Source organism: Chryseobacterium sp. SG20098, assembly GCF_031844745.1.
GTDB classification, from domain to species: domain Bacteria; phylum Bacteroidota; class Bacteroidia; order Flavobacteriales; family Weeksellaceae; genus Chryseobacterium; species Chryseobacterium cucumeris.
The window spans coordinates 3,669,700-3,695,228 of sequence record NZ_CP134622.1; the positions used below are offsets into that span (position 1 = coordinate 3,669,700).

Annotated in this window: 27 protein-coding genes; 4 read left to right on the forward strand and 23 right to left on the reverse strand. The window is 34.1% G+C overall.

Annotated elements, in window-relative coordinates; translation table 11 throughout:
* Nucleotides 1-5: 5 nt before the first annotated feature.
* Both RHP76_RS16795 and RHP76_RS16800 read right to left on the reverse strand, forming a co-directional pair.
* A complete protein-coding gene (locus RHP76_RS16795; protein WP_120232520.1) occupies nt 6-1,154 on the reverse strand; it encodes a glycosyltransferase in 1,149 nt (382 codons plus the stop codon).
* Between the two features lie 37 nt (nt 1,155-1,191).
* On the reverse strand, nt 1,192-1,761 hold the full coding sequence (locus RHP76_RS16800) for an acyltransferase (protein WP_062673399.1): 570 nt from the start codon (nt 1,759-1,761) through the stop codon (nt 1,192-1,194).
* A gap of 53 nt (nt 1,762-1,814) precedes the next feature.
* Between RHP76_RS16800 and RHP76_RS16805 the strand changes: the two genes are divergently transcribed.
* From RHP76_RS16805 to RHP76_RS16815, 3 genes are read left to right on the forward strand one after another with little or no spacing between them, the layout of a single operon-like run.
* A complete protein-coding gene (locus RHP76_RS16805) occupies nt 1,815-2,786 on the forward strand; it encodes a 3-oxoacyl-ACP synthase III family protein (protein WP_277693802.1) in 972 nt (323 codons plus the stop codon).
* A gap of 28 nt (nt 2,787-2,814) precedes the next feature.
* A complete protein-coding gene (locus tag RHP76_RS16810) occupies nt 2,815-3,048 on the forward strand; it encodes a phosphopantetheine-binding protein (protein WP_047380387.1) in 234 nt (77 codons plus the stop codon).
* Nucleotides 3,048-3,806 carry an SDR family NAD(P)-dependent oxidoreductase gene (locus RHP76_RS16815; RefSeq protein ID WP_123278569.1) on the forward strand — a complete coding sequence of 253 codons (759 nt, stop codon included), beginning with the start codon at nt 3,048-3,050 and terminating at the stop codon, nt 3,804-3,806. The genes RHP76_RS16810 and RHP76_RS16815 overlap by 1 nt, the downstream gene beginning before the upstream one ends.
* Before the next feature lies 1 nt (nt 3,807).
* On the opposite strand, the gene RHP76_RS16820 is transcribed toward RHP76_RS16815, so the two are convergent.
* Genes RHP76_RS16820 through RHP76_RS16830 form a run of 3 tightly spaced genes read right to left on the reverse strand, consistent with a single transcriptional unit; the run spans nt 3,808 to nt 6,361 of the window.
* On the reverse strand, nt 3,808-4,962 hold the full coding sequence (locus RHP76_RS16820) for a glycosyltransferase (RefSeq protein ID WP_062673403.1): 1,155 nt from the start codon (nt 4,960-4,962) through the stop codon (nt 3,808-3,810).
* A complete protein-coding gene (locus RHP76_RS16825; protein WP_216443451.1) occupies nt 4,962-5,801 on the reverse strand; it encodes a glycosyltransferase family 2 protein in 840 nt (279 codons plus the stop codon). The genes RHP76_RS16820 and RHP76_RS16825 overlap by 1 nt, the downstream gene beginning before the upstream one ends.
* Nucleotides 5,801-6,361, reverse strand: coding sequence for an acyltransferase (locus RHP76_RS16830; protein WP_228432335.1), 561 nt, complete (start codon nt 6,359-6,361; stop codon nt 5,801-5,803). The genes RHP76_RS16825 and RHP76_RS16830 overlap by 1 nt, the downstream gene beginning before the upstream one ends.
* Nucleotides 6,362-6,509: 148 nt before the next feature.
* On the opposite strand from RHP76_RS16830, the gene RHP76_RS16835 reads away from it, so the two are divergent.
* The gene (locus tag RHP76_RS16835) at nt 6,510-7,544 is read left to right on the forward strand and encodes an acyltransferase family protein (protein WP_311228627.1); all 1,035 of its coding nucleotides are present in this window, start codon (nt 6,510-6,512) and stop codon (nt 7,542-7,544) included.
* 49 nt (nt 7,545-7,593) lie between these two features.
* Here the strand turns inward: RHP76_RS16835 and RHP76_RS16840 are convergent, their stop codons facing one another.
* The 18 genes from RHP76_RS16840 to RHP76_RS16925 form a co-directional block, all read right to left on the reverse strand.
* Complete coding sequence (locus RHP76_RS16840; RefSeq protein ID WP_062673411.1) at nt 7,594-8,532, reverse strand: glycosyltransferase family 2 protein; 939 nt, start codon at nt 8,530-8,532, stop codon at nt 7,594-7,596.
* A 10-nt stretch (nt 8,533-8,542) separates the two neighbouring features.
* The gene (locus tag RHP76_RS16845) at nt 8,543-9,541 is read right to left on the reverse strand and encodes an acyltransferase family protein (RefSeq protein ID WP_311228628.1); all 999 of its coding nucleotides are present in this window, start codon (nt 9,539-9,541) and stop codon (nt 8,543-8,545) included.
* Between the two features lie 32 nt (nt 9,542-9,573).
* Nucleotides 9,574-10,398, reverse strand: a complete 825-nt coding sequence (locus RHP76_RS16850) for a glycosyltransferase family 2 protein (protein WP_062673415.1) — start codon at nt 10,396-10,398, stop codon at nt 9,574-9,576.
* 77 nt (nt 10,399-10,475) lie between these two features.
* Nucleotides 10,476-11,549, reverse strand: a complete 1,074-nt coding sequence (gmd, locus tag RHP76_RS16855) for a GDP-mannose 4,6-dehydratase (protein ID WP_062673796.1) — start codon at nt 11,547-11,549, stop codon at nt 10,476-10,478.
* Entirely contained in the window at nt 11,549-12,475 is a 927-nt protein-coding gene (locus tag RHP76_RS16860; RefSeq protein ID WP_062673417.1) for a GDP-L-fucose synthase family protein, read from the reverse strand. The genes gmd and RHP76_RS16860 overlap by 1 nt, the downstream gene beginning before the upstream one ends.
* Entirely contained in the window at nt 12,459-13,490 is a 1,032-nt protein-coding gene (locus RHP76_RS16865) for a hypothetical protein (RefSeq protein ID WP_311228629.1), read from the reverse strand. Before RHP76_RS16865 ends, RHP76_RS16860 begins: the two co-directional genes overlap by 17 nt.
* Before the next feature lie 122 nt (nt 13,491-13,612).
* Nucleotides 13,613-14,521, reverse strand: a complete 909-nt coding sequence (locus RHP76_RS16870) for a glycosyltransferase family 2 protein (RefSeq protein WP_288444059.1) — start codon at nt 14,519-14,521, stop codon at nt 13,613-13,615.
* 126 nt (nt 14,522-14,647) lie between these two features.
* Nucleotides 14,648-15,316 carry an NAD-dependent epimerase/dehydratase family protein gene (locus RHP76_RS16875; protein WP_311228630.1) on the reverse strand — a complete coding sequence of 223 codons (669 nt, stop codon included), beginning with the start codon at nt 15,314-15,316 and terminating at the stop codon, nt 14,648-14,650.
* 66 nt (nt 15,317-15,382) lie between these two features.
* Nucleotides 15,383-16,228, reverse strand: a complete 846-nt coding sequence (locus RHP76_RS16880) for a glycosyltransferase family 2 protein (protein WP_120232530.1) — start codon at nt 16,226-16,228, stop codon at nt 15,383-15,385.
* Nucleotides 16,221-17,345: a glycosyltransferase WbsX family protein gene (locus RHP76_RS16885; protein ID WP_288444053.1), complete on the reverse strand. Its 1,125-nt coding sequence runs from the start codon at nt 17,343-17,345 to the stop codon at nt 16,221-16,223. Before RHP76_RS16885 ends, RHP76_RS16880 begins: the two co-directional genes overlap by 8 nt.
* Complete coding sequence (locus RHP76_RS16890; RefSeq protein ID WP_311228631.1) at nt 17,342-18,454, reverse strand: glycosyltransferase WbsX family protein; 1,113 nt, start codon at nt 18,452-18,454, stop codon at nt 17,342-17,344. Before RHP76_RS16890 ends, RHP76_RS16885 begins: the two co-directional genes overlap by 4 nt.
* Nucleotides 18,455-18,469: 15 nt before the next feature.
* Entirely contained in the window at nt 18,470-19,969 is a 1,500-nt protein-coding gene (locus RHP76_RS16895; protein ID WP_288444050.1) for a glycosyltransferase family protein, read from the reverse strand.
* 3 nt (nt 19,970-19,972) lie between these two features.
* Nucleotides 19,973-21,073 (reverse strand): DegT/DnrJ/EryC1/StrS family aminotransferase, encoded by a 1,101-nt coding sequence (locus RHP76_RS16900; protein ID WP_311228632.1) that lies wholly within the window; start codon nt 21,071-21,073, stop codon nt 19,973-19,975.
* Nucleotides 21,074-21,076: 3 nt separating this feature from the next.
* Nucleotides 21,077-22,009: a GNAT family N-acetyltransferase gene (locus RHP76_RS16905; RefSeq protein ID WP_311228633.1), complete on the reverse strand. Its 933-nt coding sequence runs from the start codon at nt 22,007-22,009 to the stop codon at nt 21,077-21,079.
* Between the two features lies 1 nt (nt 22,010).
* Nucleotides 22,011-22,877 carry a GNAT family N-acetyltransferase gene (locus RHP76_RS16910; protein WP_120232535.1) on the reverse strand — a complete coding sequence of 289 codons (867 nt, stop codon included), beginning with the start codon at nt 22,875-22,877 and terminating at the stop codon, nt 22,011-22,013.
* A complete protein-coding gene (locus RHP76_RS16915; protein WP_311228634.1) occupies nt 22,867-23,268 on the reverse strand; it encodes a sugar 3,4-ketoisomerase in 402 nt (133 codons plus the stop codon). Before RHP76_RS16915 ends, RHP76_RS16910 begins: the two co-directional genes overlap by 11 nt.
* Complete coding sequence (locus RHP76_RS16920; protein ID WP_311228635.1) at nt 23,265-24,521, reverse strand: ABC transporter ATP-binding protein; 1,257 nt, start codon at nt 24,519-24,521, stop codon at nt 23,265-23,267. Before RHP76_RS16920 ends, RHP76_RS16915 begins: the two co-directional genes overlap by 4 nt.
* Before the next feature lie 45 nt (nt 24,522-24,566).
* On the reverse strand, nt 24,567-25,415 hold the full coding sequence (locus RHP76_RS16925) for an ABC transporter permease (RefSeq protein WP_311228636.1): 849 nt from the start codon (nt 25,413-25,415) through the stop codon (nt 24,567-24,569).
* Nucleotides 25,416-25,529 lie beyond the last annotated feature (114 nt).

The following is a 25,529-nucleotide window of genomic DNA, read 5'->3' on the forward strand; positions in this document are numbered from 1 at the left end:
TATTTTTATACTTCGTCAATTATTTTCTGAAGATGTTCCACAGATTTTTCCAGAACAAACGGAAGCTCGGTTTCCGAAATTCGTTTTTTGTATTCTTCAGTGATATCTTTATCAATAAGAAACTTTTTCATTCCATCATAAATCCCTTCTTCGGAATTGGCAGTGATATTGCCCAGTTTTCCATCCTGCAGAAGATCCCTGATGCCGGAAATATCTGTTGCAGAAATAGGTTTATTGAGGATAAGTGCTTCAGCAATGATGGTGGGAAATCCTTCATGTCGTGAAGACATAATATAGAAATCCGCCTTTTTCATATAAGGGTAAGGATTACTGCTGAAACCAAGCATTTTTGCAGTATTCTGAAGACCAAGTTTATTGAGCTGATCCTGAATATTATTAAAATCATACCCGTCACCAATGATCAAAAGCTGATGTTTCAACCCTTCATCAATAAGTTTTTTATGCACATTAAGCAATCTGTCGTATCCTTTCTGAGGGTATACGGTTCCTACGGTTACAAAAGTGGGAAGATCATTGTTGAAAGGATAGTCATTTACTTCACTGTCTGCCTTTCTTAATGTATCATCTTTGTCAATCGGATTGAAAATTTTAATCACAGATGCTTTTTCAGCTTCGTTTTTAGCCAAATCATGCATTCCTTCCTGAAGTTTATTGGAAATGACCAGAATTCTATCAAACCTGAAAAACTGTCTGATCACTTCCGGAGTGTATTCTTTTAAATTGAAAATATCATTCTGTACCCAGATAATCTTTTTCGAATCTTTTTGAGGGCTGGAGAGAATTTCCTGGTGCATCGCATGGATGGCAGCAATCTCTACATCATATTTTTTATTCTTTAAAATATATTTATAGAGAAGGGAAGGGAACCAAAGAAACATTTTCTGATAAAGAACCCTGTAGGCTTTCACAGGAATGTCCTGCAGCCTGTTGGTGGTAATCATTTCTCCTTTCGTCAAATAGTATAGTGTTACCCATGACGGAACTTCTTTAATGTATAATCCTGAATAGAGATTTACCAGAAGATCAACTTCATACTTATCGGCAGGCAGATTCTTCAAAAAGTTGATTAATACTTTCTCGGCACCACCATGACGCAATGAACCTATACGAATGAGGAGTTTTTTCTTTTTCAATTTGTTTTTTTCTATTTTATGATTTTACAAGATAAATTTATTTAATTTTTCTTGCTTTTTTATACTTGTGAGGAAGATTTTCTTTGATATAGGCATCCAGTTTTTTTCTGTCTTTCTCCAGTTCACGGGGATATTCCGGGTTATTTTTAAGAACAATATCACCATAATCTTCAATCGTGCATAAGAACTGGGCCGGGTTTCCAATAAAAACTGTGTTATCCGGCATCGATTGTGACAACACAGAGTTTGCCCCTAAAATACAGTTGTTTCCAATCTGGACATCCTGCATAATCACACAATTAAGCCCGATGGTGCAGTTGTTTCCTATTTTTATTCTTCCCAGTATTCTTGCATCTTCATACCCAGGAAGTTTTCTGAGCAGAGTAGTTGTTCCACCGTGGTTGACAAACCGTACATCTCCAGCGATGTTCACATTATCGCCAATTTCGATAAGGTACGGTTCAGTTCCGAAATACACTTTATCGGGCATATTAAAGTTTTTTCCTACTTTCATCCCTCTATATTTAGCCACTTCAAGACTGCCTCTGTTCAAAAAAGTATGATAGAGGGAGTCTATTTTTAATAGGATTCTGAATATAAAAATCATCACAAGTGTAAATTTGTTTTCGTTACTTTTGCAAAGAAAGAGAATTTATTAATATGATGAAAATTTCAAAAATAGAATATTATCTGCCTCAGCAGGTACTAACTAATGAGGACCTTGAAAAGCAGTTCCCTGAATGGAGCTCCGAACGTATCCAGGAGAAAGTAGGTATTTCCCAACGCCACATTTCTTCTGACAGCGAAACCGTACTGGATATGGCTGTGCAATCTTCAGAAAAAATTTTCGAGAACTATGACAGGAACAAAGTAGATTTTATTTTATTCTGTACCCAGAGTCCGGAGTATTTCCTTCCTACAACGGCCTGTATTTTGCAGGACAGATTGGGGCTTAGGAAAAATATCGGAGCTATAGATTTTAACCTTGGCTGTTCAGGATTCGTATATGGGTTAGCTTTTGCAAAAGGACTGATTGCCGGTGGAATTGCAAAGAGTATTCTTTTGGTTACTTCAGAAACGTATACCAAGCATATTCATCCTGATGATAAAGGAAACCGAAGTATATTTGGTGATGCCTCCGCCTCTGCTATTATTGAAAAATCTGAAGGTAACGATTATCAGTTCTGCCTGGGAACAGACGGAAGCGGTGCAGAAAATCTTATGGTGAAAAAAGGAGCTTTTAAAAAAGACTTCGAACTGAATCCGGAACACGAATTCGGCCCCGAAAATATTTATATGAATGGCCCTGAAATTTTTAATTTTACGATTGAAAATATTCCGGGACTGGTAAAAGAAACATTGGAAGTTAACAGTATGACCATGGATGATATCGATCATTTTGTTTTTCACCAGGCCAATTCATTTATGCTGAATTATTTAAGAAAGAAAACAAAAATACCCGCAGAAAAGTTTTATATTGACATGGAAAAAACCGGGAATACTGTTTCTGCAACAATTCCTATTGCTCTTAAAAATATGATGGATAAAGGAATGCTGAAACAAGGAGATAAGGTTTTAATGGCAGGATTTGGAGTTGGATATTCATGGGGAGCCACCATAATGGAAATTTAAAGAAAACAAACATTTAAAATTATAAAATATGAAAACATCCGTTTTTTTAGAAAAACTACAGGAGGAATTAGAAGAAGATGAAACATTGACTACTGAAACGAACCTGAAATCTTTAGAAAGCTATGATTCTATCAGTTTACTTTCTGTTATTGCGTTTGTAGACGAAAATTTCAGCAAAAAAATTGATACCAAGCATTTTAAAGATATTGAAACTGTTTCAGATCTGATGAATGTTATTGGAAAAGAAAATTTTGAAGATTAATGGATGCTTTCTCATTAAAAAATAAAATTATTCTCATTACAGGCGCTTCTTCCGGGATCGGGAGAAGCTGTTCTGTAGAATGCAGCAAAAGCGGTGCTGATCTGATTCTTGTAGGAAGAAACCAGGAAGAACTGATGAAAACCGTTTCTATGCTCAATCCGGAAACAAAAGTTGAAATTATCACTGAAGATATTACTCAATCTGAAAATCTTGAAGCAATTATTGCAGATAAAGTTTCAATTTTAGGTAAAATATCAGGATTTATACACTGTGCCGGTATCGAAAAAACGTTACCATTAAAAAAACACAATGCTCAGCTATATCAGGACATATTTGCTGTCAATGTCATTGCAGGACTTGAAATTGCAAAAATTTTATCTTTAAAAAAATACAAAGACGAAAACTCCAGTTTTGTATTTATTTCTTCTGTGGCAGGGATGATAGGAGAGGCAGGGAAGGCCGCTTATTCTGCCAGCAAAGGCGCTGTAATTTCCGGAGCCCGTTCTTTGGCTATGGAGCTTTCAAGAAGTAATATTAGGGTCAACAGTATAAGTCCGGCAATGGTCAATACTCCGATTTTAGAGAAAATGTTTGAAAATATCGGAGAAGAAGCTTCATCAGAAATTATAAAAAAGCATCCGCTTGGAATAGGTGAACCTAAAGATGTAGCGAATGCCTGTATTTTTCTGTTGTCTGATGCCTCAAGATGGGTCACAGGCAGCAACCTTGTGATAGACGGAGGATATTCAGCACAGTAACTTACTTTTTGTGTAGAGTTTCTATAATATTTTCTACGCTGTCAAATATTTTCTTATTGTCAAACTGACTTTCAATTGTTTTAAGGTTCTCTCTGATGTGGAGAACAAGGTCGGGATCGGTAAGGAATGTTTTCATGGCTGAATACATTTCATCTACTTCATAACTGATGAGGTATCCTGTCTCACGGTCTTTGATCATCAATCCTACATCTCCTACTTCTGTTGCTATAATAGGTTTCTGAAGAATTAAAGCTTCAGCAATGACCAATGGCCATGCTTCAGATTCCGAAGGCAGAACAAAATAATCCGCTTTTTTGATATAAGGATAAGGATTCATTTGGTTGCCAACCAGAATAAATGTTTTTTCAACATTATTTTTAGCTACCTGTGCCTTGAGGTTATTCATTTCATCACCCTCACCAATAACAATGATGCTGTGATGAAACCCGTCATTGATAAGCTTCGTATGAGCGTCAATAAGTTTATGATATCCTTTTCTAGAATGAAGTCTTCCTATAGATGCGAAAACAGGTCCTTCAGGAAAATTTTCAAGCTTTCCTTCTGCCTTACGCTTAATTTCTTCGATAGGAATAGGATTGATGATCACACTTTCAGGAGGATAATTTAGATTAGGATAATGCTGGTGCATCATATCTTTGATCTTGTGGGAACAGTACACCATGTGGTCAAATTGCGGAAAGCTCTTTAAAATGTTTGGTACTAAAGGCTGAAATTTCGGAACATTAATTTCAGAGTGAAACCATCCTATTTTTTTTGAATTCTTATTGGTTGAGTTCAGAATGGCATCATAGTCTCTGTAATCCATCCCGATCTCAATATCAAAAGTATCATTGATAAGACGGTCTGCAATGGCCGGAGTATTTTTCAATTTTCTCAGCTTTATTCTTCTTTTAACAAGCTGAAGTTTCTGTAAAATAGAATTGTTGGAAAAATCTTCTTTTCCGTCAGTAAGGTATATTTTTCTGATGTGCTTCGGAAGTTCATCACGCAGTTTTCCCTGGTTGAGGGTGAGGCATACCGTCATTTCAAATTTGTCAGGATTAAGATTGTTGAGAAGTCCCAGTAATACTTTTTCCACGCCTCCCATTTCCATGGAACGGTGCCTGAACAAAATTTTTATTTTTTTTTCTAACATTATCCGAAGATTGATTGTAACGTAATTTTTATTTTTTTCTTAATACGGAAAGGCAGCTGATGCTGATACTGAAGCAGATCGAATATTTCATCTGCACCGGTATAATGTTCAGGAACTTTCTTTCCATTGATAGAGCTGAGCCCTCTTCGTTTCATGGTATTAAAAATCACCTGGGCAAAATATTCGTGGGATTTCTTTTTATTGTCATTCTGTGAAATTCCGCCCTGATGCGTTCTGTAAAGATAGTTCGTTTCATTAATAAACTGAACGTTTCCTTTTTCATACATTTTAAGATATAAATCCTGATCTTCCCCTATTTTCAGATTGGGATTCATTTTTTCCGTCTGTTCATAAACTGCTTTTCTGAAGGTTACAAAATGAGCAATCTGAATCGGGAAATTGAAAAAATAAGGATCTCCACTCGGTACCTGCATCGCAGATCTGAATGGAGCTATTGGATTCAGGTTCTGGTCACATGTCATAAACCTTGAATAGGTAAGTACTGTATTTTTTTTAGTCTGAAAAATCTCCATACATTTTTGAATAGCGGTTGGAGCAATGGCATCATCAGGATCCACAAAGCCACAGATTTCACCTTCAGCCATTTCAATCAACTTACTTTTTGTTACACCTACACCGGAATTTTTTTCATTTTCAAAAAATCTGAATCTTTTGTCATCTGAAATCATTTCCCGGATTATTTTCTTCTCGTTTTCAGAAGAAGCATCATCTAAAATTACCGCTTCCCAGTCTGTATATGTTTGTTGAAGTATACTTTCAAAACAGTCTTTAAAAAAGATGGCATTGTTATAGTGTGCAATAAGAATAGAAAACTTCATTATTGTTCCTTGAATATTAAATCTTGATGATTAATTACAGTCGTATTTGATGGAATGTCTTTGTAAATAGTACATCCGGCTCCAATAATACAGTTATCTCCGATGGTAACTCCTTTTAAGACGGTTACATTACTTCCGAGCCAACAGTTACTACCGATCTTGATAGGAGCGGTGGTGAACTCAGATGAGAACAGCTTAAATTCCGGATGAGTCTGATAAGCATGATTGTGGTCGTAAAGCTTAACATTTTCCCCAAACAAAGTGTTGTCACCTATTGAAATGCTGTCAAGACAATTGATGGAACAAAAATTATTCATAAAAAAATGATCTCCGATTTCTAAAACGGCATTCTGCTGCACAAGAATATGTACATAATTTCTGAAACTCATGGAATTCCCAAGTGTAACATTTTTTAAATTGTCGTGCAGAACAAAATGATTACTGATCCCAAGCTTTATCCCTTTAAAAGAAACATTAGGGTGTTTTTTGAGACGAGAAATCTGGCTTTTCCGTTGAATTTTTGCTAAAATTTCATCAAGCATACCTGGATTTATTTTCACATTTGTAGTTTACAAATATAATTTGTTTTAAATAATTATAATAATAAATCTTATTTTTGTGCCTTAAAAATTAATACTTTATACCAAATAAAACAACTTTTCAGGTTGAGGTTGCTGAGTTTTGATAAAGTAAATCATTTGGTGTTCTGTGAAAATAAGTCAGATTACATTTACCCGATTTGTTGCCGCAATGGCAATTGTTATTTCTCATTTCAATAAAGATCTGTTCTTATACAAGATAGATTATATTTCCAATCTTTTTTTAAGGGCTAATGTAGGAGTAAGCTATTTTTTTATTCTTTCGGGGTTTATCATGATTATTGCTTATCACAGGAAAGATAAAATTGATTACCTGGAATTTTACAAAAACAGGTTTGCCAGGATCTATCCGCTTTATATGCTCGGACTTTTGCTCTATTTTATGACAAGATATGAGATGTTCGATTGGTATAAACTGATCTTATATGGTTTGGGTATCCAGAGCTGGATTCCGGGTGAGGCGATGATCCTGAATTTTCCGGGGTGGTCTATTTCCGTAGAGTTCTTCTTTTACCTGCTTTTTCCGTTTTTATATAATTATTTTTATGCAAGGAAAAACAAAATGATCTGGGTGTTTGCCATTGGTCTCTGGCTGATTACACAGGTGTTTTCTAATCTTTATCCGGTGTATGGAGCTTATGAAGGACCTCATACGAAAAGCCATGAGTTTCTTTACTATTTCCCTTTCTGGCATCTGAATGAATTCCTGATTGGAAATCTTGCAGGAATATATTTTGTGAAAAATTACAGGCAGAAAAATTATGATTACTACGTTATCACAGTCTTTTTTCTGATTCTTCTGTCACTGATGTTTGTCCCGCTATTCTATCATAATGGTTTGATGGCTTTACTCTTTGTACCTGCCATTCTTTTGATTTCGGCAAATAACGGGAAAGTAAGCAGGATATTTTCATTAAAGCCGCTGGAGTATCTGGGGGAAATTAGTTATGGAATATACATCACTCATATTCCTGTGCTTTACCTTGTAAGGGAATTTTTACAATGGCAGAAGTGTACGCTCAGCATTGATATGGTATTTTTGATTTACATTATCGTTATGCTGTTGAGTTCCGCGGTCTTTTACCAGTTAATAGAAAAGCCGATGCGAAACCTGTTAAGAAAGATTCATTTTTCAAAGCGTTAGTTTTCAAATAATTTTTTTTTTTTAACTAAATATTTAGTTAAATGTAGTGTCAGAACAAGTCATTTCTGAAATTGATATTGTACAGCCCTGAACGGATGCTTTTATAATCCGTAAACAAATACTTTGTGATCATCCCCCATTTTTTCAGAAGGGGAGCATTAGCAATCTGAAAGCTTCTGTAAACACGTTTGATATGAAGTTTAATATCTTCAGGAATGGTATTTTCATTTTCTGCCCACTGGTTCACTTCCTTCCATAATACAACGCGGGTTGAAGCCGGTTTTACTTCTCTGGAATCTACTTTGGTAATTCTGTTGTTCTCATGAACTCCTCTCACCGCTACAGCTTTGTCAAGAATTCCCGGATACAGATTCAGATAGTAGGAGAGTCGGAATAAAAATTCGGTGTCCTGATGAAGCTTTAAATGGGTTTTGAAAAAATACTCCATATTTTGTAGAGAACTTTTACGGATCGTCAGGGCATCAATACTGAAAAGTCCAAAAGTTCCTCTCATATTCAGTTGGCCCGGGAATACATCTTTAGGAGGATGTTCTTTATACACTGTAGTGAGGCGGTCTCCAAAAACCTTATAATACTGTTCTCTGGCTTTTTCAGAATAATAATGAACTCCTATAGCCCCATAAACTCCATCTACCTCGTGATTGAGAAAAAGCTTTTTTTCGGCATCAAAACGGTTAGGAAGATAGTAATCATCTGCATCAAGGAAAGCAATGAAATCTCCTTCTGCCTTTTCCATTCCTAAATTTCTGCTGGCACCTGCTCCATGGTTTCCTTTATCAGGATGCTGATAAAGTTTTACCCTGTCATATTTTTCAGCGAGTTCCCGGCAAACCTGCAGGGCATTGTCCGGAGACTTGTCTTCTACCAGTACCACTTCATATACCTCTTCGAACTGAAGCGCGGAATCTACAGCCTGAGCGACATATTTTTCAGCATTGTAAACGGGAATGATGACTGAAATTTTCATTTTTTTCGGATTATGCTTTTAATTTAATTTTTAAATAATGGGTAACCCTTTTCTCTACAAAATAGTACAGAAGAGAGGCTACAATAATAACTAAAACAATTTTAAGAAGAAAAAAAGCAATGTTTAGATAACCTTCAACTTTGAATCTTTTTAAAACAATTTCTACAAAAGGATGTGATAGGTATAATGAATAGGAAATATCTCCCAGAAATATTAAGAATTTGTTTCCTTCAAAATGGAAAATGTAATCAAAAGTCAGGAAAGAAAAAACAAACGTGGAGATAATTGCCAGTTTTACCCAATCATTGCCAATAGGAATGATGCTGAGTAAAACGAGTATAAATGAGGTTATTCCTATTACAGAAACTATTGCTGCCCATTTCTTTGGAACTGTATATTGGTTCAGTAAGAGAGCAAAGAGAATTCCTACAACAAAATAAAGATTGAGAGAATGGGTTACCATTTTCAGATATGGACTGTCAAAATGTACACAATATCCCAACATAGTAGCCAGAATGAAAAATCCTACGATGAAATAATACCTTTTTTCTTTAAAAAATAATGATAGCCCGAATATGAGATAAAAAAACATCTCAAAATTTAAAGACCAACCCAGGAAAAGCACGGGAAATTCCTTCTTTGTGGGAAGGAATAACAATGAATGGATAAGCTCATAAAGTCCTGCGCCATGAAAATAGAGGAAAAAACTGCCTCCAGGTATCATTATAGCAAAGGTCAAAAGATAATATAAGGGGACAATTCTGATCACCCTTCTTTTGTAAAATAAAGTGATCTGCTGAAAAGAATCTCTACTGAAATTTATTCTTTGCGTTGTGAAAGCCATGATAAATCCACTGATAATAAAAAACACGGGAACACCGATACTTCCTTTATTAAAAAGAATATCACCAAGATTCAGCCCGGGTAAGTTTATCGTTTCACGGAAATGAAAGCAGCATACCAATAATGCTGAAATTCCTCTTAAAATCTGGATATTATTAAGCTTCATAACAGAGAAAATCCTATCTTTTAAGAATTTTTTTAAAGGTATTTATAGTTTTTAAATAGGCCTATTTGATATAAAAATTTTAATAACCTTGATTTTTTCAATTTGTCTATTTTGTCTAAAGAGTTCTTTGCACTGAAATATAAATTAATTTTATCGATTAATTCTTCCGTCTGGAATTCAGAAAAATGAAAATTTTCTACAAGTGTTTTTCTTCTTTCTTCTTTTCTTAAAGACTGTGATTTGGGATCGGAGCTGATACCATCCTTATAAAAGCGGGATATAGATTGTTCAATAGGTCTATAAGTACAATTGTATTTGAAAATAGAAATTAAAAACCATTTCCAATCTGAACAAATTCTCAAATTTTCATCATAGAGACCTACTTTTTCAAAAGCACTTCTTTTTATAAATGTACTGGGATGCCAAATTGTTTCTTCAATTAAATCTAAAAACGAAATATTTTCTTTAGTAGGCCTAAGAACATCTTGATTTTCATCATCTACAATTAAATTACCAGAGATAATATCATCTGTGTGCAGTAATGGAGTTACTTTTTCTATAACTGATTCATTTAGCAGTTCGTCTCCACTGTTCAGAAAAAGAAGATATTCTCCAGTCGCTTTTGCAATTCCTTTGTTCATTGCATGATAAATCCCTTTATCAGGTTCACTTACCCAATAGTTTATTTTGGATTGATTACTTTCTATAAGTTCTTTGCTTCCGTCAGAACTTCCACCATCAATTACTATATATTGAAAATCTTTACCGGTTTGCCGAAATACACTATCCAGAGTTTTTTGTAAACCATTTCGGTTGTTGAAGTTTATCGTTATGATTGTAATGGATTTATTGAGCATATTTTTGAGTGTTTTTTTGTAAAATCTGTTTGTTATTGCGAAATAAAGGATTCTATATTGAATATGATTTTTTTAAATTATATTGTTTTTAAATCACATTCAATCATTTCTTTGCAAAGAGATTTTACGGTGTATTGTGGTTGCCAGCCGAGAATAGTTTTTGCCTTTGTAGGGTCACCAATCAGCAGGTCGACTTCTGTTGGACGATAATAATTAGGATCAACTTTTACAACTGTTTTACCTAATGGGAGTTGATAATTTGGGTTATTACAGCGTAATACCTTGGCAATTTCATTTTCCTGACTTCCTTCAAAAACCAGTTCTATTCCTACTTCTTCAAAAGCCATAATGAGAAAATCTCTTACCATGGTAGTTTCTCCTGTTGCTAAAACGAAATCGTCAGGTTTCTCCTGCTGCAACATTCTCCACATTCCTTCCACATAATCTTTAGCATGTCCCCAATCTCTTTGGGCATTTAAATTCCCCAGATATAAGCAATCCTGTTTGTTTTTTGCTATGTTAGCTACTGCCATAGTTATTTTTCTGGTAACAAAAGTTTCCCCTCTTCTCGGAGATTCATGATTAAATAAAATACCATTGCAGGCATACATTCCATAGGCCTCCCTGTAATTTTTTGTTATCCAAAAACCATAAATTTTTGCTGCACCATAGGGAGAACGTGGATAGAAAGGAGAGTTTTCATCATAAAAACCCTTTTCATTTTTATTGGATGGCATCCCGCCGTATAATTCTGAGGTAGAAGCCTGATAAATTTTCGTCTTATGGGTTAATCCTAAAATCCTGATTGCTTCTAATAAACGCAGTGTACCTAACCCATCTACGTTTGCAACATATTCGGGCATATCAAAACTTACTTTCACATGGCTCATGGCACCAAGATTATAGATTTCGTCCGGTTGTACCTCTTGTATGATTCTGATGATATTGGTAGAGTCTGTAAGATCTCCGTAATGTAATTTGAAATGCACGTTATTTTCATGCTGATCCAAATACAGATGATCAATTCTTTGAGTGTTAAAAGAGGAAGCTCTTCGTTTTACGCCATGAACTTCATAGCCTTTTTCTAATAGGAGTTCTGCCAGATAAGAACCATCTTGTCCTGTGATTCCTGTAATAAGTGCTTTTTTCATCATTTGTTTAAAAATTTTTCTTGATAAACTTGTTTTATTCCATCTTCCAGAGATATATCAGGAGACCAACCCATAGAATTAATTTTAGAGGAATCCATTAGCTTTCTGGGAGTACCATTGGGTTTTTCTGTATCCCAAACTATATTTCCTTCATATTGGGCAATATCTTTAATCTGCTTGGCCAGTTCTGATATAGAGATTTCCCTGGATGAACCTATATTCAGGTGACCGCTTTCATTGTAATTATTCATCAAAAATACACATGCTTTTGCAAGGTCATCTACATGTAAAAATTCTCTAAAAGGGCTTCCATCTCCCCACAAAACCACTTCCTTTACATTGTTTTGTTTGGCTTCAAAAAACTTTCTGAGCATAGCCGGCAAAACATGAGAATTATTTAGGTCATAGTTATCATTAGGCCCATAAAGATTAGTTGGCATTGCGGAAATGAAGTTACAATTATATTGATCCCTGTATGCATCACACATTTTTATTCCTGCAATTTTTGCTATGGCATAAGGTTCATTGGTTTGTTCTAAAAATCCACTTAATAGGTATTCCTCTTTTAAAGGTTGAGGTGCAAGCTTGGGGTATATACAACTGGAGCCTAAAAAAAGTAATTTCGTTACTCCATGTAAATAACTCTGATGAATTACATTAGACTCAATCATAAGGTTATCGTAAAGAAAATCAGCTCGGTACGTGTTGTTGGCGTGGATTCCTCCTACTTTGGCTGCAGCAAGAAAGACATATTCGGGCTTTTCGGTTTCAAAAAATGTTTGTACACTTTTTTGATCTGTAAGGTCTAATTCACTGGAAGTTTTGGTAATAATATTATTAAAACCGTTCGAAGTTAAGTTTCTTAAAATGGCACTTCCTACCATACCTCGGTGTCCGGCAATATATATTTTAGAGTTTGGGTTCATAATTGTAGTTGTAACGAATTTTATAATAAATTATTTTTAATAAATTATTGAAGCTTGATTTCAAAATTTCAGGAAAAGATTTATTTTTTTTAGGTAAACTATTTTTTAAAATTACATATTTACAATCTATTTTTGAGATTGTTTCAATATCATTTTCAATGATTTTTTGATGATAATTTTGATATAGCTCTTTCAGGGAATCTGAATTTTCCAAAGAATATCTGTCATAGTATTTTGCTAAGGTTTCGGGATTTTTATATTTAAAATTTGAAAAATGATAAAATACCAGAGGAGAATTATCCGGCATGCGGTATTTATTGTCTTCTGTAGCTACCAATCCTATTCTTTCATGCAGATTCCATGGAGCGGCATTATACCCCATTTTACTGAGAATTTTTACATTTTTGAAGAAAACAGGGGAAAAATTCATCCAGATCTGATCTACAAATAACCCTTTTTCCGGTTGATTATAGCAAAGAGATAACAATCTTTCTTCCCACCAATCAAGAAGTTTTTTGGCATTTTCAGAATGGCCCCTTAATCCTATAAATCCCAGATTATATATACCAAAATTAAGAAAAGTGTTTTCTACAGGTTTATAGCCATCTAAAGGAATAGAACTCAGAATATGAGGGGTGAGCAAGATATCTGCGTTATCTTCAAATTCTGCATTCAGGATTGATAACTGATCAAATATTTCAATATCCGGATCGAAGTAATATATAAATTCCGTATTGGGATTTTTTGCTAATAAGTACTTGAAAAATGATGCTTTTACAGAGGTGTTAAATTCTATAATGTCATATTTCATCCATAATTCATCAAAATTCTTTATTCCAATATCTTTCATTTCTACAATTTCACATTGGAAAGAATCATAATCTATTTCGCTAGATTTTTCATCGCATAATCCTATTACAAATTTGAAGTTTTCACCATATTTATTAATAGAATTTTTTAAAACTTTAGCTTGTGCTAAATAGTTATTGGAGCAGATTGTGAAAGCTATATTCATAGGATTTTGGAAGTAAAAGTTGTTGAAATGTCTTTGTATATTGTAAAAAATAATTTACTTTCTGGAGTTTGATATTTTTCTATTTTTAATCTTTATTATTTTGTAAGACTTCTGAAATGAATTTATTTCCTAAGCTTCGATATTAAACGAAATAATTTTTTAGATAAATCTAATAGCCCCAGATCTTCAGTCATTTTTTTTAAAGCCAAAAGGAGTTTAAAAGTTTTTGATTCTTTTAAATTTCTTATTTCAATGGTTAATTCATTCACTTTGTTATAGTTAATGTCTAAGTGTTTTAAAAGTAATTTATTGAAGTCAGAGTTGGAAATCACTTTTTCAGCTTCATTATAGAAAAGCATCTGATATAAAATCATATGTTTCCTGTCCCGTGACATACTCGTTGCATGCTTCCTATACAAAGCCAGAGGAGCATTTATAAAAATGAAATCGATGTTTTTTTGTGCAATTTGAATCCACAAAAGCCAATCTTCTTTCGCTTTTAGATTTTCATTAAAACGAATAGTTTCAAAAATAGACTTTGGAAACAAACCACAATGAATGGGAATTGTAAATGTGAAGTCCCATTGATACAGGATAGATTCAAAATTCAGTAAATCCTGAGATAGCTTGCAAAAGGGAGGCAATAATTCTTGCTTATTAGAATCGTCAAATAAACAAAAATTTGACACTATTATTGCTTCTTTGTCTTGTATCAGATTGAATGAATCAGAAAACTTGGTTTGAGCTAAGATATCATCTGCATCTAAAAACTGAATATAATCTCCGGTTGTGACTTCCAGAGCAGCATTTCTTGCAGAAGATAAACCTCCGTTTTCTTTGTGAAGATATTTAAAACGGCTATCTTTTTTTACCCATTTATCGGCTGTCTCTGCTGTATTATCAGGAGATCCGTCATCAACAATGATACATTCCCAATTTTCATAGGTCTGATCCTGAATAGACTGCAGGGATTCATCCAGAAAACGTGCTTGATTATAACAGGGGACAATGACAGATATTTTGGGATTCATTTTCATTTTTAATCAATTATTTTTTACAATGTGTTTTTTTAGATATATAGTGGTCACTATCTTTTTTGATAATGATTTCTGACACTTGGTACAAGGTACAAAATTATTTTTTCAGGAATAATCATGTTATAAGTAGGTTGAGTATAGCTTTTTCAAGTATTCCGTTGGAGATATTCCTGTAAAAAAGCTTTCAGTAAGTTCATCGAATTCAATAGTATAAAACGAACCTTCATCACTTTCATCATACACAGCCTCTTTACCGAGATGACTCTCGAGCTGGCACAGTATTTCTGACAATGAATACTGATAAGGATAAGCAAGATTGATGATCGTATTGTTAAGGTCCATCATATTACTTCCTACAAAAGAGCCAATATCATCTATTCCGATCAGGATTCTTCCTGCATTTCGATGAAGAGTAAATCTTTTTTCCGAGATAACAGCATTACTTAGGAAATTGATCAGTGTATTGGGATTACCACCATGTCCCACTGCATTTCCTACCCGGAAGATAATATAGCTGACACAGTTTTCTGCAATGATCTTTTCTGCATTAAGTTTATGCTTTACATAAGGACTTTCCGTTTTGGAGGGATCATAAACACTGCAGGTAGAAAAATAAATAAGTTTTTTATGTGGATTTTCCTCAATACAGGAATGGAGAAGGCGTATTTCTCTTTCGAATGCTGAGGGATCCTTTTCAAGAGAATTGGAAACTCCCGATGCGAAAAAGATAACCTCATCTTTGTCATAAAATCTTACGGCATTTGCCAGCATTCCGTTACCAATAATCATATGCTTCTTGTATACTTAAGATGTTAGTTGTATCTCTTTTAAATCTTTCATGTTGATCAATAGATTTTAGAGCTTTTTAAAGATTTTAAATAACCCAATTTTATTTCCCAGTTTTGCCCATCTTGAATTTTTTACATGGTTTAATTGGTTGAGTACCTGTTCATATTTATTTTTCGGAACATAGCTTTGAAGAAAAAGATCTTCAACACTGATGTTTCTTCTTTCTGCCATTTTTATCAGCGCTACCCAATGCCAGAACAGTGCTTTCTCAGCATTTTTAGTCGTAGAAATACCACTATCATGGATTCTGTATAAGTATAGATCTTCATCAATATATTTTACAGGAGCTGTTTCGCACATTTTCATGTACCAGTCTTTATCTTCAGCAATTTTTAGAAACGGATCAATGCCGGAAGTCTTTTCGTATATCTTTTTCTTAAAAGTAGCAAAATGTGAAATCTCGCCGTTAAAATTATAGTAAGAGTAATTCAGCTCAGTAATCTGTTTCGCTTTATGGACCGATTTAGGATTAAGATGTTCATCGCAAAATACAAAATTGGAATATACCATACCCACTTCGGGATATTCAGAATATGCCTTTAAAATAACTTCCAAAGCATGAGTCGTTAACCCATCATCAGGATCTAGAAAACCACATATTTCAGATTCAGCAAGTTCTATTAATCTTCTTTTTGTATAACCGATTCCCTTGTTTTGGTCATTCTGATTGATTTTAAACCGGGAATCATCACCTATGATTTTTTTTATGACTTCAAGAGAATCATCAGTAGAGCCATCATCCAAAATTACCGCTTCCCAGTCTGTTTCTGTCTGAGCAACTAAGCTTTGGTAGCATTTTAAAAAAAAATGACCATTATTATAGTTGGCGATAAGTACACTGAATTTACTCATTTCGACTGTGTTTGTTCAAGATTTTTTTTAATGCATTCAAATACCCAAAACCGTGTTTTCTATCTGGTTCCAGAATGTTCCCTTCTGCCCATTCGTTCCAGGATTTTATAATTAAAAACTGTTCCGGATAATCCTTTTTATCTTCAAGATATCCTATAGCCTTTTCTACTTGCTGTTCAAACAGTTCCGGGGAATTGTTAGCCAAAATGATTCCTCTGTAGCCGCTTCTTGGAGTATTATCCCAATTGGGCAGGATACATGGATAGGTAGGAATATTGCTTTCTTCAAACTTTAAGTCGTTTACTACTGCCTTTGCATCCTGAATTTTAACTTTAGGCTGTTCTTTTTTCTTAAATCCTATTAATCCTTTTATCCTGTTTTTATAATATTGGGAGTGAGAAATATATTCTTTCTTCGCAATATGAGGTATCCAGGCTTTCTGAAAAGCATTGGAAATCTTACTGTCATATCCCATAGATTTAAAATCCAGGTCATCGCGGAGCTTGTTGGATGCCATAATATATAGATCATCAAATCCGTTTTTCCTGGCGAGGTCTCTGAATTTTGTAATATAGTGGGGATCCCCTTCATTCAAATGATTGGGATCATAGATAATGAAGAGAGGCTTGTTGTTCACCTTGATATACCTCTCGTCTTTGAAGAAAGGCAGAAGATATTCAAAATGAGCAATTAAGTCCTGTTCATTAGGATAGACTTGTTCAGCAAGTATTTTTTCTGATAACCCGTGCCATATTCCTGACCAGGTTTCATTGGCCCAGCAGAAACAAAAAGGGAAATCTGGTTTTCCTGATTGTAATACATCATTTGCCACGCGTTCCAGCAATTGTTTGCCGTTGCCAAACCAGTAGTGATAATAGATAAATCCATGTACCCCATAGTCTTTTGCCATCTGAGCCTGCTGCTCTCTTACTTCAGGAACACGTAGATCATAATAGCCAAGATCTGCAGGATATATAGGCTGTTCGTGACCTTCAAAAAGAGGTTGGGCTTTGCTTACATTTGTCCATTCAGTGAATCCTTTACCCCACCATTCGTTATTTTCCGGAACAGGGTGGTATTGTGGGAGATAAAAGGCAATTGGTTTTATTCTTTTCATAATTGATTGGAAAATATTTTCTTAACGGATTCCAGATATTGTGTTCCGAATTTTAAGTCGGGTTCCAAGTGATTTCCTTCTGCCCATTCATTCCATGCATTGATAAAGATAAAGTTTTCATCTTCGGAATAGGGAGTAAAATCTGACTTAATATTGGAAAGCCAGTTCTCAAAATATTCCGGTGATGAATCTTCGAGTATCAGAGTAGGGTTTTCTCCTCTTCTGGAAGTATTGTCCCATCCGGGTACAAGGGAAGGGTAGAGCTTGCAATGAAAATCTTTTTGACGGATTAAACTTTCTCCCATCCACTTATATGGAACGGAATTGAATTTCTTCTTTACTTCTTTTTTTATAATACGTCCCTTAATCTTGTCTATAATAGTTCTTTTTGGCGGGATTTGTCTTTCCTTAATCTCTTTGAAAACACTTTTTCTGCGGATTCCAAAAGGTTCAAAATCAATTGCTGCATCAAAACCGTCAACTAACTGATCCCAACCTTCCTGATAAGAAAAAACCATATGACATATATACAATTCCATTCCTGCCTCTTTTGCTTTCTCACGCCAGCATTTGATTGTTTTCTGTATATCAGGTAAGATATTAGGTTTATAAATTACAATAACAGGCTTATTGTTGACTCTAATATATCTTGGATCCTTTAAAATAGGAATTAAAAAATTGATATGATCTTCATTGTCCTGATCGGAATATTTTTGTTCAATCAATACTTCATGATCATTACCATCCCAACGTCTGGTCCAGTTTTCATTGGCCCAGCACAACATGAAAGGTAGGTCTTCTTTTGGATTTTTTAATTTCTTGTCAATTGGCTCATGCATTAAGCGTTTACCATTAAACCAATAGTGATAATAACAAAAGCCATAAATTCCGTATTCTTTGGCAAGCACTTCCTGTGCCATTCGGGCTTCTTCCAGCCTCAGATCATAAAAACCAAGGTCTGCGGGAAGATGTGGCTGGTAGTGGTTTTCAAATAAGGGTTTTGCTTTAGCTACATTTGTCCATTCTGTAAACCCTTTACCCCACCATTCATCATTTTCCGGGAACGGATGATATTGTGGTAAATGTATGGCGATTGGTCTTATTTTCATATTTATGTGCTTAAATTATCTATTAAATAAATATTTGATCGTTTGTTTCAAGGGTAAGACTTTTACCCATGAAGGATTGTTAAAGGAAAGTTCTATAACTTTTAATTTTGAAAAAAATCCTAAACGGTTAGTATAAGAATAGTGATCGGTTGGCTTTGACTCAATAACTGATACCAATTCTTCATCTCTTCCATCCACATATTTTTCATGTTGAGGGATAGCTCGGATATTATGTTGTTTATTTTTACAAGAATCTTTAATCTTCGCTAGTTTTCTATTCCAACCTTCTGATGAATAGTTTTCCTGTAAATATGTTAATTGCTGTCTGGTGATGAGGTTCTTATAATTTTCATCTGTGATGATTCTCTCAACTTCTAACTCCCAGCTTTTCAGATCTTTAGAGTAGAATATTCCTTTTTCGTTATTATCATCAAAAACCTTATAGACGCCTGCGGGATTATAATGCAGCACAAAAGGAACTCCAGCCATTGCCGGTTCCAGAAGTGATGTGAAAGATGGTATAGGAAACCCTTCTAAATACAAGTCTGCAGTTTCAATGTATGGGTTAATATCTCTTGTAGGATGAATGAAAATTAATCGTTCATGGGTATAAATTTTCCTGTTGGGATTATTTAGTTCAATACCTATGATAGTAAAGACTACATGTTCAAATTTTTTTACAATTTTTAATGCTTCCTCATAGAAATTATATTCCTGATTGGGTTCATATTTCGATGCTCTGCCAATTGAAATAATATTGAATGTATTTTTCTCCGTCTTTTTTAATGAATATGACTCATCTACAGGTATGGGTAAAAAAAACTGATCTTGTACTGGAATATTTCGGTTTTCAGAATCCTTTAAAATATTTGATTCTCTTATCTGAAGCAGAAAATCTGTAACAGGTGCGCCCAGCCAATAGGTATGTTCAGCATGATTTAGGAAAAAGACAGGACTTTTTAATTTTTGAGAAGAAAAAACCAAAGAAGGGATTACATCATGTGGATGAATGTGCAAAACAATTCTGCTGAAATAATTCTCCTTCAATGTATCTACTATTTTTTGAGCTTTTTCAATGATGCTTAATTTTTGATCATAAACAAATAGATTATGATCAATATTATATTGATAAGATTTGGCTATTTCAGAGACTTCCTGAAAATTCTGCCAGGTACTCAGCAGATAATGTTTACTGTTTTTATCATTTTCCATCCAGCTGAAAATAAGTTTTGAATGTCCCCCAATACTGCTGATTTCGGAAAAAAGATGTAATGTTTTATCCTCTGCGGTATCTTGAATATTTACATTGTCAAAATCTAAACTTTTAAGAGCAATATTTCTGATGATTGATTCAAAACAATTAGAGGTGTAATATCCCGGAAAATTATACCAAGCCGAATATGACACTTTCTCTATATACATCAAACAATCATTAAACTTCTTTTCGTCAAAAAGAAGTTTAGCGATTTTTAATGTTTTTAGGAAAAATTTCTTATTCTCTAATAGTCTTGACATGGACTAAAACTTATTTATAATATCAATAATTTTACTTATTTCATCATCATCCATAACAGGAGAAATTGGAAGACTCAATACTTCAGCATGAATTTTTTCACTGATTGGAAATGACAGATCATTCCAGACTTTATAAGCTTCTTGCTTATGGGGTGGAATAGGATAATGAATTAAAGTCTGCACTCCATTTTCTGTAAGGTATTTCTGTAGCTCATCTCTTCTTTCAGAGCGGATAACAAATACATGCCAGACATGTTCATTTTCATCGGCCGGATATTCTGGGAGAATGACTGCGGGATTTCTTATTTCGTCAATAAAACGTTTTGAAATCTCTCTTCTTATTTTGTTTTCGTTGTCAATATACTTTAATTTAATATCCAAAACTGCAGCCTGAATTTCATCAAGCCTGGAATTTAATCCTTTATATATATTTACATATTTTTGATTAGAGCCATAATTGGCTAATGCTCTGATTGCTTTCATTAAATCATCATCATTCGTAGTGACAGCACCTGCATCCCCTAAGGCTCCTAGATTTTTGCCCGGATAAAAGCTGAAACCAGATGCATCACCTAGATTTCCTGATTTTATTCCATTCCATTCTGCTCCGATTGCCTGTGCATTATCTTCTATAATTTTGAGGTTATGCTTTTGGGCAATTTCTTTAAGTGAATCAGAAAATACAACTCTGCCCTGAAGGTGGACGATGAGAATACCTTTGGTTTTTGAAGTTATTTTTTCTTCAATTTTAGAAATGTCAATATTATAGGTGTTAATTTCCGGCTCTACTAAAACCGGGACTAAGCCATTATCTGAAATAGCTAAAATAGAAGCAATATAAGTATTGGATGGAACAATAATTTCATCTCCGATATTCATTACTCCTAATTCTATATAGCCTCTCAAAATGAGCCTTAAGGCATCCAGGCCATTAGCAACACCAATAGTATGTTTAGTTCCTATATACTCTGAAAGATTTTTTTCGAAGTTTGAAAGCTGGTTACCCATGAGATACCATCCAGAGCGGAAAACTTCTAAAAGTTTGGCTTCTATCTCGTTTTGATATTGTAAGTTTACCTTTTGTAAATCAAGAAATTTAATCATAGTTTAAAGTTTAATTGAGTAAAAATCTAGGGCAATTCCTCTTGCTCCCATGTTTTCTTTCTGCTGAATGAGCCCTTCGTTTAAATATTTGCCCTGGTTTTCTGTAGAAATTCCAAAACTGTAATATTTTCTATCATTGAATTTTTCCAAAAGAAAATGATTGATAAAATCTAATGCTCCTGCTTTTCTTCCTTCTGAAGATGCTGCCATATATTGAGTATGAATGACATTTCCGAAATCAAAAATAACAATACCAGCTAAAATGTTGCCATCTTTTTGTGCTTGATACAGTCTTATATTTTCTGGAAATTTTTCTTTTAATAATGTAATTTCTTCTATTGTATGTACTGGTTTTGCATCAAACTTCTGAAGAACAGAGGTAAGTAAGCCCCAGTATTCTTCAAAGTTTGTATTTTCTGTAATTGTTACATTATTTTCTTTACACTTTCTTACCAATTGCCTTTTTGTCTCTGAAAATTGGATAGGATGTGAAAGATCGATAACTGACGAAATATCTCTTCTGTACAGATTGGCATCATTACGGAAAAGAGCATATAAATCTTCTTCAGAGGGACATTTATGAAAAATATGAGGAACAGTTTTGTATATTATTTCATTGAAAGAAAGAGCAGAATAATATTTCTTTACTTCAGCAAAAATCTCTAGAACGTCAATTGCCTTTATAGCATGTGATAAGATTAACGACCCAAAAGTTAAGCCACCATGAGAAATAATCTGTGTTCCGGATTCATTTGCAGGTAATAACGCTGCAATTTTATTATTTTTAAAAATGAGTAGTGAATGGTCTTTGAAACGGTCAGAGTGATATTCCATAAAATCTCTGTCAAAAAAGAAAAGTCCGTTTTTACTTTCAATTATGAAATGATTCCATTGATCATAATAATCTTTTCTGTATTTTTTTATTTCAATAGCCATCTTATAAATTTATGGACATGATTATGTTAGAATCTGCAGAATCTTGTTTTACAAAACCTGCTTTCTCATAAGCTTTTATAGCTCTGGTATTTTCAGTTATAACCTTTAAATAAAGACTTTTTAAATTAAATTCTTCTTTAGCAAATTTAAAAATGTGTTTGAAAATTTCAGCACTTAATCCTTTTCCCCAATATTCCTTTTCTCCAATATATCCGAAGTATTCGGCTGCCCCATCATCAATATTTATATTTTTAAGACCGACAACTCCGATAATATGATTGTTGTAGCGGATACCTTTGACCCAATATGTTGGATTTTGATTGAGTGAAGCAAACCATGTTTGCTGATCATCTTTTGAAAAATCAGGAGTACTTGTTAAATGTTTAATTTCTGGCTCATTGAGCCAATCCCAGGATTTACTAAGTATTTCCGGAGTATATTCTACAAGGGTAAGTTGATGAAAGCTTATGAAGTCTTCATAATTTCTGATATAATCTTTTTCATTATAAGTATGTGAAGCTAGTACAAGGCAAATAGCTCCTGAAGAAAAATTAATTTCTGAAGCCCAGATCCCGGGAGGAATATGTAGCCCTAAATAAGGACGGTTAAGAAAAACCTGTCTCTTAAATTTTCCATCATCTAAAGAAACTTCGAAACTGCCACTTGCTGCAATCAGAAATTGATGACATTCTTTATGGGAATGAGCTCCTCTGCTTTCACCTCCGGCAATATCATATAAATAGAAAACTCTTTTTACATTAAAGGGAAAAGATGAATTGTTTTCAACCACTGTAAGGTTGCCTTCATCAAAACTGATTTTACCTAAATCAATAACATTACAGTCAAATACAGAAATATTATTTTTCATCAGTCAGTATTTTAAATTCTTTGAAATCTCTTATATAGTCACTTTCATTGTACTCTCTGTCGGATACAATAAGAGCTAGTGAGTTGGTCGAAAAGTTTTCCAATCTTCGCCAAAACATATTAGGAATATACAGTCCATAGTAAGATCTGTTTAAAGAAAATCTTTGCTCCTCTTTTCCATTATGGATTACAACATCAAAACTTCCTGAAAGCGCAATAATAAATTCTTGCTGTTCTTTGAAGGCATGGCTTCCCCTAACTTCTCCGCCGGGAACATCATATACCCAGTATGTTCTCTCTATTTCAAAAGGTAATTGATTAGGGTACTCAAAAAAGGATAAATTTCCTCTTTTATCATATATTTTAGGAAGTTCTATTATTTTAGGAATCATGGCGTTTGTACTTTGTATTCAAAAGTGGGTCTTGTTATTCCGGGATAAATATGCATCATTGTTCCAACTTTTACATTTTCTACTTCAAATCCAATAAAGTTATCAACCCCCAACAGGAGAATTTTTTGATCCTTTCCAAAATAAAGTCTGAAATAATAATTTCCGGCATTTAAAAGTCCGGCTGGTATATCAAATTCTACAGTATATTCTCCAATTTTTGAATCACTATTAGAAACAGGGTTTCCAACGTGGAAAATTACCAACTCTTCATAATTTTTCAACTCAAATGTTGTATCGAGTGTAATATTCGGGCAGTAATTATGAAATACAAGTTTCACATGTACTCCGGAATCAATATCTAGTAACTTTCCTTTAATAGGACTTACGAGAAATTCTTTTATTCTTATATTTTCATTCCCAATGGCTTCGTCAAGATTGCCATTGTAAATGTAAGAACTTTCTGTTGCACTGCTTTTTTGATATTCAATGATAGTACTAAGGATATCACCTTGGTAATTAATCTGACCCTGGTTTAAAAGAATTCCTTTTGAACATAATTCTTTAACGGCAGTCATGTTATGACTAACAAAAAGAATAGTTCGTCCTTCTCCTCTTGTTACGTCATTCATTTTACCAAGACATTTTTTCTGAAATTCTGAATCCCCTACCGCTAAAACTTCATCTACGATAAGGATTTCAGACTCTAAATGAGCTGCTACTGCAAACGCCAGGCGGACATACATCCCTGAAGAATATCGTTTCACGGGAGTATCTATATATCTTTCAACGCCTGAAAAATCAACAATTTCATCGAATTTCCTTGTAATCTCTTTTCTTGTCATCCCAAGAATAGCTCCATTAAGAAAAACGTTTTCCCGTCCCGTCATTTCCGGATGGAAGCCTGTTCCTACTTCTAACAGTGATGCAATTCTCCCTTTTGTATATATTCTTCCTGTTGTAGGTTTTGTAACTTTACTTAAAACCTTGAGCAGAGTTGATTTCCCCGCACCATTTCTGCCGATAATTCCAACAGCATCTCCTTGTTGGATTTCAAAATTAATATCACGAAGAGACCACACATAGTCGGATAATCCTTTTGTTGTTCTATCATTGGCTTCACCAATTTTCAGATAAGGATCTTCTTTTCCTCTTACTTTATGCCAGAACCTGTTAAGATCATGAGAAAGAGTACCTGTTCCGACTTGTCCAAGGCGGTATTGTTTGGATATATTTTCTGCTTTTAAAGACAGCATATTCTTAAATGATTTAAAATTAATAAAAAAGTTTACCAACAAAGGTTATACAGTATCCATAAAGGTTTTTTCAACCTTATTGAAGACAACAATTCCTATCATTAAAAGGATAAGAATAATAACAGTACTCATTCCCAGCATGGTGGGAGAAAAGTCTCCAACACCTATCCAAGCATATTTAAAACATTCAAAAATACCGGTTAAAGGATTATAATAAGCCAGGTTTTTAAAAAATCCTGGTAATGAGGAAACAGGATAGATAACCGGAGTTGCATACATATATAAACTTACACCAAAGCCCAGTAGCATTGCAAGATCTTTATACTTTGTAGTCAGTGAAGAAAAGATCATACCAACTCCCAAGGCAAAAAGTGCCATTAAGAATATTAGGAAAGGAGTTGCAAGAATCCAGATATTAGGATGAACTTCTCCTTTACTGTAATAATATGCCCAGGCAAGAATGAATAAAATAAGCTGTACTCCAAACCGCATGAGATTAGAGATAACAATGGATAACGGAGTAACCAGTCTTGGAAAATAGACTTTTCCGAAGATGCCGGCATTCCCGGTAAAAGTAGAGGAGGTAGCCAGTAATGAGGAAGAAAAGTAATTCCAAAGAGTGACACCAGCCAGATAAAAAAGGAGCGGTGGAGCTCCATCTGTAGGTAATTTGGCAATTCTTCCAAAAATAACCAGATAAACAATGGTCGTTAAAATGGGATTGATAAAAAACCAGATCGGGCCTAAAATAGTCTGCTTAAAGCTGGATACAAAATCTCTTTTTACAAACATATAAACAAGATCTTTGTATCTCCAGACTTCCTTTAGCTTCAAGTCAAATAACGAATGATCGGCATCAATCGTTTCTGTCCACTTTTGTTGTGGTTCATTCATCTGTGTAAGTTTTTGCAAATTTATAATAATTAATTATTACCGTGTATATTAGTTTATAAATTTTCATAGTCAATAAAACTAAAAATCAACAACTAATATATTGATATTTGTCGG

What these genes read in the sequence shown, in the direction of transcription:
- RHP76_RS16800 (WP_062673399.1), bottom strand. Translation starts at nt 1,761, where the DNA reads ATGATTTTTATATTCAGAATCCTATTAAAAATAGACTCCCTCTATCAT.
- RHP76_RS16805 (WP_277693802.1), top strand. Translation starts at nt 1,815, where the DNA reads ATGATGAAAATTTCAAAAATAGAATATTATCTGCCTCAGCAGGTACTA.
- RHP76_RS16810 (WP_047380387.1), top strand. Translation starts at nt 2,815, where the DNA reads ATGAAAACATCCGTTTTTTTAGAAAAACTACAGGAGGAATTAGAAGAA.
- RHP76_RS16815 (WP_123278569.1), top strand. Translation starts at nt 3,048, where the DNA reads ATGGATGCTTTCTCATTAAAAAATAAAATTATTCTCATTACAGGCGCT.
- RHP76_RS16820 (WP_062673403.1), bottom strand. Translation starts at nt 4,962, where the DNA reads ATGTTAGAAAAAAAAATAAAAATTTTGTTCAGGCACCGTTCCATGGAA.
- RHP76_RS16825 (WP_216443451.1), bottom strand. Translation starts at nt 5,801, where the DNA reads ATGAAGTTTTCTATTCTTATTGCACACTATAACAATGCCATCTTTTTT.
- RHP76_RS16840 (WP_062673411.1), bottom strand. Translation starts at nt 8,532, where the DNA reads ATGAAAATTTCAGTCATCATTCCCGTTTACAATGCTGAAAAATATGTC.
- RHP76_RS16845 (WP_311228628.1), bottom strand. Translation starts at nt 9,541, where the DNA reads ATGAAGCTTAATAATATCCAGATTTTAAGAGGAATTTCAGCATTATTG.
- RHP76_RS16850 (WP_062673415.1), bottom strand. Translation starts at nt 10,398, where the DNA reads ATGCTCAATAAATCCATTACAATCATAACGATAAACTTCAACAACCGA.
- gmd (WP_062673796.1), bottom strand. Translation starts at nt 11,549, where the DNA reads ATGAAAAAAGCACTTATTACAGGAATCACAGGACAAGATGGTTCTTAT.
- RHP76_RS16860 (WP_062673417.1), bottom strand. Translation starts at nt 12,475, where the DNA reads ATGAACCCAAACTCTAAAATATATATTGCCGGACACCGAGGTATGGTA.
- RHP76_RS16865 (WP_311228629.1), bottom strand. Translation starts at nt 13,490, where the DNA reads ATGAATATAGCTTTCACAATCTGCTCCAATAACTATTTAGCACAAGCT.
- RHP76_RS16870 (WP_288444059.1), bottom strand. Translation starts at nt 14,521, where the DNA reads ATGAATCCCAAAATATCTGTCATTGTCCCCTGTTATAATCAAGCACGT.
- RHP76_RS16875 (WP_311228630.1), bottom strand. Translation starts at nt 15,316, where the DNA reads ATGATTATTGGTAACGGAATGCTGGCAAATGCCGTAAGATTTTATGAC.
- RHP76_RS16880 (WP_120232530.1), bottom strand. Translation starts at nt 16,228, where the DNA reads ATGAGTAAATTCAGTGTACTTATCGCCAACTATAATAATGGTCATTTT.
- RHP76_RS16885 (WP_288444053.1), bottom strand. Translation starts at nt 17,345, where the DNA reads ATGAAAAGAATAAAACCAATTGCCTTTTATCTCCCACAATACCACCCT.
- RHP76_RS16890 (WP_311228631.1), bottom strand. Translation starts at nt 18,454, where the DNA reads ATGAAAATAAGACCAATCGCCATACATTTACCACAATATCATCCGTTC.
- RHP76_RS16895 (WP_288444050.1), bottom strand. Translation starts at nt 19,969, where the DNA reads ATGTCAAGACTATTAGAGAATAAGAAATTTTTCCTAAAAACATTAAAA.
- RHP76_RS16900 (WP_311228632.1), bottom strand. Translation starts at nt 21,073, where the DNA reads ATGATTAAATTTCTTGATTTACAAAAGGTAAACTTACAATATCAAAAC.
- RHP76_RS16905 (WP_311228633.1), bottom strand. Translation starts at nt 22,009, where the DNA reads ATGGCTATTGAAATAAAAAAATACAGAAAAGATTATTATGATCAATGG.
- RHP76_RS16910 (WP_120232535.1), bottom strand. Translation starts at nt 22,877, where the DNA reads ATGAAAAATAATATTTCTGTATTTGACTGTAATGTTATTGATTTAGGT.
- RHP76_RS16915 (WP_311228634.1), bottom strand. Translation starts at nt 23,268, where the DNA reads ATGATTCCTAAAATAATAGAACTTCCTAAAATATATGATAAAAGAGGA.
- RHP76_RS16920 (WP_311228635.1), bottom strand. Translation starts at nt 24,521, where the DNA reads ATGCTGTCTTTAAAAGCAGAAAATATATCCAAACAATACCGCCTTGGA.
- RHP76_RS16925 (WP_311228636.1), bottom strand. Translation starts at nt 25,415, where the DNA reads ATGAATGAACCACAACAAAAGTGGACAGAAACGATTGATGCCGATCAT.